This window comes from Vibrio sp. (assembly GCF_984391705.1).
In genome coordinates this window covers 1-12,260 of record NZ_CFHWOM010000078.1, presented here as the reverse complement: position 1 = coordinate 12,260, position 12,260 = coordinate 1, and the positions used below count along the sequence as shown (strand labels likewise).

The following is a 12,260-nucleotide window of genomic DNA, read 5'->3' as shown; positions in this document are numbered from 1 at the left end:
ATTGTTTTTTATGGATGGTCGATTGCGCGAGATGTGACCAATCTCGCGCAAATAACGTACAGAAACATACAGGTGTCTGAGTTTTAACTCGACTTAAGGTGACGCTTTGTATGAATGGCAATAGAAGTAAGCCCATCCATCAGATAGAGGGCGATACCTAAATTATTAGTGTATTGCCCCGTTTTCTTGTGCTCAGTCCAGATCGTAGTGGAATGTCAGCTGATATTGCTTTTGCTTCCATTTCACTTCTAGAGGAGGTTTTGGAAGAGGAAGGGCGTTTTTAAACAGAGAACTGGTGGCTTTTTGAAACTCACGATGCCCTTTGCGTTTTAAAAATTTTGTCGTTACTAAATTACCTTGATTGTCGATGACAAAGGCAACTTCAACAGAACCTTCTTTACGCTTTAACTTCATAGATCGCGGAAACTTTTTGAAGCTATTTAGGTGCTGTCGTAGTTCCAGCTCATAAAGAGCCATTAATTCCCCAAGTACTTGTTGGTTGAGCCCAGTCTCTTTTAATTTGATGTCACTTTTTGTTGAACCATCGATGCCGCTTGCACCATTAACTTGTGCATTTTGTAGAGGTTGAGACTCCTTAGGGGGCTTTGGCTCTACTTTCTCTTGCGGCTTTGGTGTTTCTTTCGGCTCAATTTTCTTTTCCACAACCTCTTTCGGTTTAGGCTCTATTTTTTTTGTTTCTACGGGTTTCTCTGTCTCTTTTCGTTTTGGTTTTTCTTTCTTTTTTACTTTTGGGCTTTCTTTTGGAACTTCTACAGGTTCTGGCTCTGTCTCTTTCGGAGGTTCAGGTGTTGGTTGTTCAGGTTCGCTGATCTTTTTTGTCTCTTGTTGAGGCGCAATTTGTGGGGCCGCAGTGGTGCCTGCGGCGGCAGTTCGAATTCCGACGCTAATCTTCGATGCTAACGCCTCTTGAACTGATACTTTCTCGTCATCAAATCGGTACCAGATTACCGAGATAATGACGATGTGAGCAACGATCGAAAGAAACAACGAACGATTAAAAAAACTTGATGTTGTCGCTATGTTCATCAAGATTTACCCGCGCTATTTTCAAGAGCAATTTGCGTATCTTTAACACCAAGCCTATTGAGAATATCAAGTGTATCGATCATTCGTTGAGCAGAGCTTTCTTGATCAATGCTCAGTATAGTTGCGACAGGTTCTTCTGCACTGATCACCAGCCTGTCCAACTCGTTTTCTAGCTGTTGGTTAGATGTGATTAGGTTTTCGTTGATTTTCCAATGGTGTGCTTCGCTCAGAATCAACAAGTTGATCACTTCTTTTTCTGATGACGCAGTATTCTCACTCTTTTCTACGTCAGGCAGGTCCATTTCCATGGTCAGTAGTGGGGCATTGATCATTAACATCATAAAAGCGATTAAAGACAGTATGACATCTATCATTGGTGTCATTGTGTCTGCACTTATTGGCTCAAGGTCCTTTTCTTGCTCAAAGTGTATCACAGCGATTGCTCCGAACGATTTCCTTGCTGATGGATTGACACTGACAAACTGTTGAGTAGTACTTGGCTCCGCGTCAGCATTTTCTTAATTTTTGATACGAAGATTGCGTGAGCGAAGATGCAAAATACCGCAATAATGAGGCCGCCGGCTGTGGTGGAGAGTGCTTGCCACAAACCATTGGCGACTAATGATGGTTCAACAGGGCCAGCATGCTCACCGATGCTTCTAAAAGCGCGCATAAGACCAATGATGGTACCAAGAAGGCCCAGCATTGGCGCTAATGCCGCTACTGTTACGAGTGCCGACAGTCGTTGGCGCAATCGACTGTTAAGCACGATCATCAGTGTCGAAATCTTCTCATCGCGAATGGTCTTTTCGCTGTTTGACTCTTTAGATAACATCTCCAACGCTTGTTTGTAGAACACTTTGCTCGCGATAAGTTCTTGAGTTACGTCGTGTGCTCGGCTGTCGGTCACTTTGATGAGTGTCTGTTCGTATTGCTCTCGTGAAAGGTCTTTTTGTTTAGCGAGAAAAATTGAGCGATCTAAAATTAAACTAATCGCAGCAATCGAACAAAGAAGTAGAGGAATAGCGGTTCCAATTTGCCAGATATCTTCAAACATGTGGACCTCAATTAGGTTTGATAGAAAGTGAAACTTTATAAAATTAGTGATAATAAGAACGAACAAAGCAATCAAACTTAATTTCATGTTTGATTGCTTTATAGCTTTGAATCTAAAGCGTTTTTAATATCCGTTCATTTGTAGTGCTTGGTTAGTAAATCCAAACAGCACCAGAGAAGTTTGCGTCGTTGTCTTCGTCTTGGTCATAGTTTGTCTCCTCACCATTAACGCCAGTCGAACCTGAACTTTCGTTATAGGCACCAACGGCTAGAGTGCTGCCATCGCTTGATAAGTCGATCGAACGTCCAAACCAATCTGAATCGCCAGCACTGTCGGATTTTACGTAAGCGGTTTGTGCCCATGAACTTTGAGTCGCGTCGTAGGTAAAAATGTAAGCTGCACCTACATCCGGTGTACTGTCATCGTCCGGATCCCAATTAATACCGATGGCGGCGGAATCTTCGTTCATTGAACCGACAGCCAGTATCGTGCCATCGTCACTAAGTGCCAGTGAACGTCCGAAGTGATCACCCCAAGTTTCATCACTTGGGTCGCGGGCTGCATCGCTGTTGTGACCAAAAGTTGCTCCATCTGTGTTCAAGCCTTTGATGTAAGCATCTTGTGTCCAAGCCCCCGCATTTCGTGTAAATAGGTATACCGCGCCCGAGCCTTTACCTTTGTTATCTGTTTGGTCGCCGTTGATACCAGTCGCAGCTGAATCCTCTAGGCCTGCGGCGATCGCTAGCGTATTCCCATCGTAGTTAAGCGCAACGGAGTAACCGAAATAGTCGCCAGCTTGTGAGTTGGATGATTTGAGGTAAGCAGTCTCTGACCAATCATTATTGGCGTACGAGAACACATAAACAGCACCAGAATCTTCGGCATTATTATTGTTCCCTAAACCGTTAACACCGGTTTCATCAGAATCCTCGAGGTATGAAGTTGCGGCGAGGGTGTTGCCATCTCCACTCAAGGCAATATGAATCGACATACGGTCTTCTTCGCCCGCATTTGATGCGGTGAGTTCTTTTGTATGGCTCCAGTTCGAACCGTCAAAATCAAAGACACTCACACTGCCGGTTTCTTCTAGGCTGCCCACGGCATTTCTATAAGGAGAACCGACAGCCAAGCGTGTTCCATCTGCACTGATTGCGACTGAATAACCAAAACGCGAGTTTTCTTTAGGAGTTGCGTCTTTGAGGTAAGCCGTTTGTGAGTATGAAGAACCATCGTAATTGAAGATGTAAACAGCACCTGCGTATGAAAGGCTATTGTCGGTTTGGTCATTCGCAAAAGCGGAGTCTTCGCCATAAGCACCAATTGCAATTACACTTGCGTCGTCACTGATAGCCAAGCTGTTGCCATAACCAAAGTAATCGATACGTTCTGGATTGCTTGATTTAAGATAAGCGGTTTGACGCCATTCAGATGAAGCGTCATCGTACTCAAAGACGTAAGCGGCACCGGAAGCACCTGTTTCGTCAGTGTCATTATCTTGGTCGCCATTTACTCCCGTCGCGGCAGAATCTTCAAAGGGCGCTGTGGCGACCATTTTCTTTCCGTCTGCACTGATTGCGACAAGGCGTCCAAAATTGTCACCTTGTTGAGGGTTTGATGCTTTAAAGCGACCCGCAATTCGACCCAGTTCACCAGGATGTACCTGTTTTGTATCTGACGTTAGAGTATCTACGCCATTACTCGCCAGTATGAAGTAACTTTGGTTGGCGATATCCAATAAACTATTGAGCGAAAGGGTATAGCTCAGTTGATCGTTTACTGTCGCAAGCACCTTACAAGAATCTGGGGAGCTCGCATCTGTTTGGCAGACGTTATAAGTAACGCTGCTAGATCCAGTAAAGGCACGATCCCAATCTATCTCCATATGTAGTATTCGGCCGGAACCGTCACTATTTTTGGTGTTTGCACTTTGAAGAGTATTAAGGTCGAAATCACCTTCATTTACAGTCACACCCTGTGAGGTGTCTGTTTCGTAGAAAGTTTCGTCTCCACTGTTACCGTCGCCCGGATCGGTGGTTTCTTCCGCTGGCCAGCTACCTTTGCCGTCATTGCACCCAGCAAGAAACAAGCAAAGTAATAAGGAAGTGACTTTGTAAGGTGACGAAGCTGAGCGTCCTAAGGAGAGCATGATGTTTACTCCGTTGATTCGAAACAAAACAACGAAATAGCCAGTTTGGTACTGGTCTATTTCGTTCATTAGTGAGTTATGCCGTGATGTTATTTACGTCAATTAGTAAACGTAAACTGCGCCAGAACGATCCGCGAAGTTCACAGCCGCAGTGCCTGCATCGCTATCTTCTGGTGTTTCGTTCTGCTCACCGTTGATACCTGTAGACGCAGATTCTTCGTAGTGAGCACCAACTGCAAAGTTTTTACCGTCTTGGCTAATTGCCAGAGATTGACCGAAACGGTCTGAAGCTTCAGTATTTGTCGCCTTGATGTAGTGAGACTGAACCCAGTTGTCACTTTCAAGGTTGAAAAGGAATACTGCGCCAGCACCAGAGGCATAGTTATCTTCAGCAACACCGGTATCTTCATCTGCTTTTGTTTCGGTACTTTGACCATTAAAACCAGTAGCTGCAGAGTCCTCGCTCAAAGAGGAAACAAGGAATGCTGTTCCATCCGAGTTCAAGGCAAGTGCTGTACCAAATGCATCAGAAGTTTGGGTATTAAATGCTTTGATGTAAGCTGATTGCGTCCAATCTGTGCTATCAAATGTGAATACATAAACTGCACCAGACGCACTAGCGTAGTTATCATCAGTATCCTTATCTTCTGTTTGGGTACCGTTAATGCCTGTTGTGGCAGAATCTTCACCAGTTGCACCAACGAGTACCGTTAAACCATCTCCACTAACGGATACTGCAGTACCAAATTTGTCAGAACGTTCAGTGTTAGAGGCTTTTAGGTAAGCGTCTTGGCTCCAAGTTGAACCACTCTTAGAGAAGATGTAAGCCGCGCCACTTGCTGAAGCATCATCTAACGATGCATCGCCATTGATACCTGTAGCGGCAGAATCTTCTGAGTTCGCGCCAACAACCAGTGTATTGCCATCTTCATCAAGATCTAACGACCAACCGAAGTAATCATTGCTGTCGGTAACAAGAGCCTTGATGTACTCAGTTTGTGCCCAACCTGAACCATCATCACTGAAAATGTAAACCGCACCTGAGTTACTTACCGTACTGGTTGATTGGTCTTGGCTTGCATCAACGCCTGTACCACCAGAGCGCTCACCACGAGATGCTACAGCCAGAGTGCTGCCATCACCGCTCATTGAAAGCGCACTACCAAAGAATGCGTTACTGGCTGACGCCAAAGTATTCGACGCTTTCAAGTATGCAGATTGAGCCCAGCTAGAACCAGAAAACTCATAAACATAGACAGCGCCGGTGTTGTTGCCATCGTTGTTTGTCGTATCTCCATCAACACCGGTCGCAATCGAATCTTCGAACCATGCACCAACCGCTAACTTGTTACCGTCGTCGCTTAACGACAGTGAGTAGCCGAAACCATCATCTTCATCAGGGTTTGGAGCTTTAATGTAGCTAGATTGTTGCCAAATACCGTTTTCCTGTCTGAAAACGTATACGGCGCCGCTGTCTTCGTTGTAGTTAGTATCTTCTTGATAGTCGTCTTCACCATCAATTCCAGTCGCAGCAGAATCTTCAGAATAAGCACCTACTGCTAAGACTTTTCCGTCACCGCTCAATGCAATGTTGTAGCCGAAATAAGCTCCGGAAAACGTGTTTGATGCTTTGAAGTAGCCGATTAAATCAGTGATTTGATCGTTTTCAAGAGACATTTCTGACGAAGAGACGGTATTCGAACCATCACTCGCGATAACAAAATACGACGCTGAGATAGCATCTACCAGGTTATCTAAAACAACGTTAGCGTTTGTGGTGCTACTGGTACCAACTTCCAGACAGTTATTCTCTAATGACTCATCTTTTTGGCATATTGTGTAGCTTGATGCGCTACTTCCAGCGGATTCCCAAGATAAATTGATTTGGCGTACTGCGCCTGAACCGTCTGTTTCTTGGGTGTTTGCTGCTGTGATTCCTGTAAGGTTGAAGGCGCTGAGTCCAGCGTTTGTCCCTGAATCTGAACCACTTGAACCACCACAAGCGGTCAAAGCTAAGGTGGTCATAACGGCTAGTGGCTTAAGAGCAAAGCGATTAAAAAATTGGTGTGTGTTTGTACTATTCATGTATTTCATCCACTGAAAGTATTCGTATTTTTGGGCGATTTGCGCGACTTCTTGAGACGCATTCTTATTTGTTAGATTTATAAATTGCGCATGGTAACGTATCCAGAGTTATCATGTAAATAGAAATTATTCTTATTTTCATAACCATTGACAGCGTTAATCTTTTTTCATAGTTTGTGTCACTCTCTAGAGTTGCCGTAGAGCAAGTAGGGTTTTAAAAATACGGAATTTGAAACTGCCGAACTAAGATATTTACCATGAAAAACAGACAGATAGTATGGGTTGGAGCTGCGGTGATACCGTTCGCAAGTGCCGTTATTCCAGCGAGCGCAGAAGAGAATCTGCAAGGTTCGACCAAGCTGGAAGATATTTCAATTTATGAAGAAACTGTAAATGACCAGCAACAATTAACTGCAAAACAAGCTTATGAAAGCTTCGATGCTGTTGATTCTGGCTTGAGTGTTATTTCCCAAGAAGCCATCGAAATTTACAATCAAGGATCGAACGATACGTCTGAATTACTCAACGTTTTGCCGTTTGTGGAATTGGATGTTGAACGCTACGAAGGCAGTGCTCAAGCGGAACAGCACATTCGTCCTTCGGATTTTTCGATTTCTGGCGGTAAGTTTTACGACAACAATATATCGATTGATGGCGTGTCGATTAACTCTGTAATGGATGTAGTTTCTACCGATGAAGATCAGGAAGATTACGACGACGTAAACGGTTCCACAGCACAAACATTTTATATCGATCCTTCTTTGCTGGGGGCGGTTCAAGTTTACGACTCTAACGTTTCGGCAGAGCACGGTAATTTCAGTGGCGGGGCCGTCGATTTTCAAGTTAGGGATCCCAAGGATACCTTTCATGCTTCCATTAGCGGCGGCATTCAAAAAGATGAGATGATTTATTATATCGGACAAGATAAATCCGGAGATTATTATCCTGACTTTTTACGCTATAACACATCCGCGAGTTTTGACCTTCCTCTTACAGAAAAGTTAAAAGTATTAGTGGCTTACAGCCGAAGTGAATCTGCCGCTGATTACTATCGTGGCGAAAACTATGGCTTCGCACCTTACACAAATTCAGATGTGAGTGAAAATTATCTGGTAAAGGCGATTTACGAGATAAACGACGATCTTGAGTCTGAATTTATGTTCAGTACAAGCCCATATAGCAGCGAACATACCTCGGCAAACTCGGCCAATAGTGAGAGAAAAACAAAGAGTGATGGCCTGATCACTTACTTAGGTTTTAGCGGGTATCACTTTGATTACGATTGGAACAGCAAGCTGTCTTACAACAAGTTTGACACTGGTCGTGATTGGGATGGCGACCGTTATAAATGGGATGCAAGCTCGGATTATGGCAGTAGCTTATGTTTCTCTGATGCGAGTTGTTTTGAAGGTGGTTACGGAGACCTCTATCAAACTCAAGAAGATTACAAATTGGATTTCACAGCCAGTACCGATCTTCTGGATGGCACAATAAGGTTTGGCACTGAGTCAACCTATACTCGAGCCTACCGAGAGCGCCCACAAGATAACGCTTATTACTCACAATACGTGCTGTCTTCCAGTCATGGGATTGATTGTGAGGTCAACGATCCAGCTTGTATGAGTGATATCGCGTTTACATCAAAAACAACCTACGACCAATACGTAGCGGATGTTGGTGTGTATCAACAAGTTTTATGGACAGAGTATGAGCGTGAATTTGGTTCTGTTCTTGTCCGAGGTGGTTTACGTTACGACTACGAAAACTACCTAAACAATCACAATGTTTCTCCAAGGTTTGTCACCAGTTGGGAGTTCTACTCTGGCTATGACCTCACTTTAGGCGCAAACCGTTATTACACAAGAAATACAGTTGCTTACGCTATTAAAGATGCGACACCTGCGACCACAACCTACAAAAGAACGCTGAACAGTGATGGTACGTTAAGTGACTGGGCATTTGATTCAAGCGGAGTAAATTACGATTACAGTGATAGTGATTTAAAAACACCTTACAGTGATGAAATAACAGCGGCTTTGACGGTTCCTACTTTCTTAGATGGTAGCTTCAGAATTAAGGGTGTGAAACGCTTCCATAGAGACCAGTTCCTGAGTTCGCAAGAGTGGGATTCAGGTGTGAGTAACTGGACGTTGACCAATGATGGCAAAACTGACTACCAAGCAATCGCTTTAGAGTGGGGTGGTCAATTGAATAAAGATCACGCGCTGTCTGCAAGCGTGCGTTGGCAGGAGACGAATACATTCGGTGAAACGTACATGAGCACCGATGATATCGATGAGCTTCAGAACCACTTTATTTATTACGATGGCAGAGTCATGTCCGAATATGACCTGAAACTGTTGGAAAACCCAGACAATTATGCAACACCTGTGAAGGCGAATCTTACGCTGACGTCGAGCTGGTGGAGTAACCGCCTGTTGACTAGCTTGGGTGTGGTTTATCGTGGTTCGTACGACACTATCGACGAGACTGGTACTTACACAGAAGTGGGCGGTACAGACTATGAAATCTATGAAAAAGACAAGGTTAACTCTTATACCGAAGTCAATCTAAACGGTAAGTTGGAAGTCTACCGAACTCCACAGACATCGACAGTGCTGTCAGCAAGAGTCACCAACTTATTCAATACCGACCCATATTCCGAGTCGAGTACATACCGAAAAGGGCGAGCCTTCTGGTTAGGGGCTACGGTCGATTTCTGGTAATTCAATCTTCTTAGCTTAGGCCAAATAGTCGAAATATTATCAATTCGACTATTTGGCCTAAATATCCGTTCTTAATTAAAACGTTATTATATTTATGTTGTTCTATAAACGCTCTATCACGTTAACGGCAGTCCTATGCTTGTTTTTAACAAGTTTTAGTCTTTATGCACAGGAACTTCAATGGAGTCCCCACCTCACGCAAGGAAAGCTAGATAACGGTTTTCAGTACGTTATTCATAATAGCCAAAACCCAGATGACCCTTTCAATCTTCGTTTAATTGTTAACGCTGGTTCGATCGACGATGAATATCGTGGAATGGCGCATATTGTCGAGCACATGGTATTTCGTGCCAATCGCGCTCATGACATCGACATGCATAGGATGTTCGATCAAATAGGTTGGAAAACGGGCACGCAAATAAACGCGATGACGCGTCAAACAGAAACCCAATACATGGTTCGAACTCGTCCAAATGACTCTTTGAATGCATCCGAATCGGTTCAACTATTAAGTGATTTAGCTTTTGGCGCGAAATTACTCGATCGTGAATGGCAATTGGAACGCGGTGTTATCCTTGAAGAGATGCGTCGTGGTTCTGGAGTGGCTGAGCGAGTCAACATAGCCAAGAAAAAAGTGGTCAGAAACGGTTCTCGATATGTCGATAGACCGACGATTGGCACCAAAGAAGATATTTGGGCCGTTGAAATTGATGACATTCGCGCTTTTTACGACAAGTTCTACGTGCCAGGAAACATGACGTTAGTGGCAAGTGGGTATTTTGATGAAGAACAATTGGTTTCGGCTATCGAATCCAGTTTCGGTGAAGAAGAAATTAACCCAGTACCCGATAGAAGCTATGTGAAATTGCCACTAAAAGATGGGCTAGTGATTGGCAAAGTACAAGACCCTAAAGGTACAACTTCAGCGGTAGTCTATGGTTTCCGAAACGAACTAGAGCCAGGCTTAACAGAGGCTGGTGCATATCAGCGTTTTCAGAATTATTTCATTCGCAAACTTGTAAGGCCTTTAGTAAGGGCTGCGAGAAATCACTATGGTGATGCGGTGACGTCTGTCCACATTACGTTTAGTGAACCTACCAATGAACGCTTGATCGTCGCACTCGCGGCGAAGACTCACGACCACGCTCTGGGGCTTGATGTCGTATTGCGTGAAATTGAGAGACTCAAACAAAACGGTATCGAAGAATCTGAGTTACTCACGCTAAAAGAAAAAGCACGCGCTTCTGTTTTGAGAAACCGCAAAGCAATTCCACAACGAGGTTTTGCTAAGTGGGAAGACAAACTGACGGCGGCCATCATGCAGGGTAGCTTAGAAGAAGAATATGCGGTTAAGTCTGAGCGTACACTCAAATGGATTGATGCGTTGACAGCGGATGAGTTGAATAAACGAGTCAATGAGATGCTGACCGCTCCTGACCAGTTTATGTTCTACCAGATCCCTGGGGATCAAGAACGCGTGTTGCCTACGGTTGGTGAGGTCGAAAAAGTTACGGCGAAAGTTTCAACTTTGAAGCTTGATCGCCTAGAGATCATTCCAAATAAAAGCAACAAGAAAGAAGAAACCACTCGTATTGCCAATCTTGTCGATTTAACTAAACCGAATCTATCCAAAGCAAGAGTGTTGAGTAAGCACAAGCACTACTCGCCTGAAGTGGTTCAATGGAAACTGGCTAATGGTGATGAAGTTGTATGGCTGAACAGAAAAACTCGCTCTGGAGAGTATTACATCAAAGCGCTTTCTGATGCTGGTTACTACAGTGAAAGTCAGCCTGCTTGGTTAGCCCAAGCCGCTCAACAAGTCTGGCAGCAGACGGATTTTGGTGATTTGACGAGCCAAGAAATGTCTCAGTGGCAGAAAGTGCACAAAGCGAACTGGAGTTGGGCTCAAAAGGGGAGTGAACTTGATATTTCAGCCAAAGTTAAGCCAGAGAACCTTGAGTCATTAATGCGTGCTTATTGGACGACTCAAACTCAATGGCATCTTGGCGCGTCTGAATTTTCCGAGGCAAAAGATGCGATTAAAGAGGCGGTGGCCGAGCAATCATTAGATAGCTTAGCCCGTGATGCACTGTGGGGAACACCTGCTGATTTGCATCCAACACAAACCGAAATTGATGAACTGACTTTGGAACGCTTTTCTGCCGTTATTCGAACGCTGAGTCGTCAGCCCGTATCGTTGTTCATTGTTGGTGAAGGGTCTGAATCTCAGATTGAAAAGGCGGTGCTACCTTATCTTGCCTCTATAGAACGCCGCTCGGACTTGGTAATGAGCAAGCCGGTGTTACCTAGTGGCGATCACACGCTGAGACAAGCGATGCACGACGAACAAAAGTCTACCGTTACCATAAAAAGTGAAAGCGACATGGTGTGGACGCCGGAATCGAGTTTTCTTGTTTCGACCCTCAATCCTGTCATTCAAAAAGCGTTGAAAAACAAACTGCGTCATGAACTGGGTGGTGTTTATTCGATCCGTTTTGAAATGGGTTTAAGTAAAGACAACAAGGTTCGATTAAAGACTGAGTTCACAACAGCGCCCGAGAAAGTGGAAATGCTGATTGAGGCTCATAATAGGGTGTTAAGCAGCCTGACCCCTCTGCTTAAGCAAGAGAACTATAAGCGCATTCAACAAGATATTAAGTTTGCGGAGTCTTTGAGACTCGCAGACCCAAATACTTGGTTGCGTCGCCTTTCATTGAGCTATCAAAAATATCAAAGCCCAGCGTATTTGGAATCGATGCTAACGCTTGAACAACAAGTGACTGAGCAAAAATTACAGTCGATCTTAGAGCAGATAATCCCACTATCTAAACAAGCAATTTTAATTGGCACGCCAGTGTCTGAAGAAGGTAATTAATTATGTTCCGCAGTTTCTTTTTTGACAAACGCTGGTTTGTTTGGTCTTGGCTTGGCAGTGCGATCATTTTGTTTGCAACTTGGTACAAGGTTCAACTTGATGTGAGGGTGAATGAGTGGTTTGGTGACTTCTATAACTCGATTCAGCAAGCGTTGACCAAACCTGGTACGGTTGAAGCCAGTGATCTCTATGAGCACCTTACGACTTTTCTGCAAATATCGGCAATTTTTATAGTAGTCGCGATTTTGCTTGAGTTCTTTATGCGCCATTTTATGTTTCGTTGGCGCACCGCTATGCATAGTTACTACATGGCTCATTGGGACA

The 12,260-nt window shown here is 44.2% G+C and carries 8 protein-coding genes; 3 read left to right on the top strand and 5 right to left on the bottom strand.

All coding sequences use genetic code 11. The features are described 5' to 3' along the window. Positions 1-192: 192 nt before the first annotated feature. From AC4MRV_RS20240 to AC4MRV_RS20220, 5 genes are all read right to left on the bottom strand, one after another. Positions 193-1,047, bottom strand: coding sequence for an energy transducer TonB family protein (locus AC4MRV_RS20240; protein WP_491189108.1), 855 nt, complete (start codon positions 1,045-1,047; stop codon positions 193-195). Then, complete coding sequence (locus tag AC4MRV_RS20235; RefSeq protein WP_491189107.1) at positions 1,047-1,481, bottom strand: ExbD/TolR family protein; 435 nt, start codon at positions 1,479-1,481, stop codon at positions 1,047-1,049. Before AC4MRV_RS20235 ends, AC4MRV_RS20240 begins: the two co-directional genes overlap by 1 nt. Then, entirely contained in the window at positions 1,478-2,104 is a 627-nt protein-coding gene (locus AC4MRV_RS20230) for a MotA/TolQ/ExbB proton channel family protein (protein ID WP_491189106.1), read from the bottom strand. The genes AC4MRV_RS20235 and AC4MRV_RS20230 overlap by 4 nt, the downstream gene beginning before the upstream one ends. Before the next feature lie 151 nt (positions 2,105-2,255). Beyond that, positions 2,256-4,319 carry a hypothetical protein gene (locus tag AC4MRV_RS20225; protein ID WP_491189105.1) on the bottom strand — a complete coding sequence of 688 codons (2,064 nt, stop codon included), beginning with the start codon at positions 4,317-4,319 and terminating at the stop codon, positions 2,256-2,258. Positions 4,320-4,352: 33 nt separating this feature from the next. Further along, positions 4,353-6,335: an FG-GAP repeat protein gene (locus tag AC4MRV_RS20220; protein WP_491189104.1), complete on the bottom strand. Its 1,983-nt coding sequence runs from the start codon at positions 6,333-6,335 to the stop codon at positions 4,353-4,355. Between the two features lie 257 nt (positions 6,336-6,592). On the opposite strand from AC4MRV_RS20220, the gene AC4MRV_RS20215 reads away from it, so the two are divergent. The 3 genes from AC4MRV_RS20215 to AC4MRV_RS20205 all read left to right on the top strand — a co-directional run. After that, positions 6,593-9,061 carry a TonB-dependent receptor plug domain-containing protein gene (locus AC4MRV_RS20215; protein WP_491189103.1) on the top strand — a complete coding sequence of 823 codons (2,469 nt, stop codon included), beginning with the start codon at positions 6,593-6,595 and terminating at the stop codon, positions 9,059-9,061. A 94-nt stretch (positions 9,062-9,155) separates the two neighbouring features. Continuing rightward, positions 9,156-11,936 carry a M16 family metallopeptidase gene (locus AC4MRV_RS20210; protein ID WP_491189102.1) on the top strand — a complete coding sequence of 927 codons (2,781 nt, stop codon included), beginning with the start codon at positions 9,156-9,158 and terminating at the stop codon, positions 11,934-11,936. 2 nt (positions 11,937-11,938) lie between these two features. Next, on the top strand, positions 11,939-12,260 hold a 322-nt coding region (locus AC4MRV_RS20205), incomplete at its 3' end, for an SbmA/BacA-like family transporter (RefSeq protein WP_491189101.1).

Excerpts from the sequence above, each read along its gene's own strand:
- AC4MRV_RS20220 (WP_491189104.1), bottom strand. The coding sequence starts at position 6,335 with ATGAATAGTACAAACACACACCAATTTTTTAATCGCTTTGCTCTTAAG.
- AC4MRV_RS20210 (WP_491189102.1), top strand. The coding sequence starts at position 9,156 with ATGTTGTTCTATAAACGCTCTATCACGTTAACGGCAGTCCTATGCTTG.
- AC4MRV_RS20230 (WP_491189106.1), bottom strand. The coding sequence starts at position 2,104 with ATGTTTGAAGATATCTGGCAAATTGGAACCGCTATTCCTCTACTTCTT.
- AC4MRV_RS20225 (WP_491189105.1), bottom strand. The coding sequence starts at position 4,319 with ATGAACGAAATAGACCAGTACCAAACTGGCTATTTCGTTGTTTTGTTT.
- AC4MRV_RS20215 (WP_491189103.1), top strand. The coding sequence starts at position 6,593 with ATGAAAAACAGACAGATAGTATGGGTTGGAGCTGCGGTGATACCGTTC.
- AC4MRV_RS20240 (WP_491189108.1), bottom strand. The coding sequence starts at position 1,047 with ATGAACATAGCGACAACATCAAGTTTTTTTAATCGTTCGTTGTTTCTT.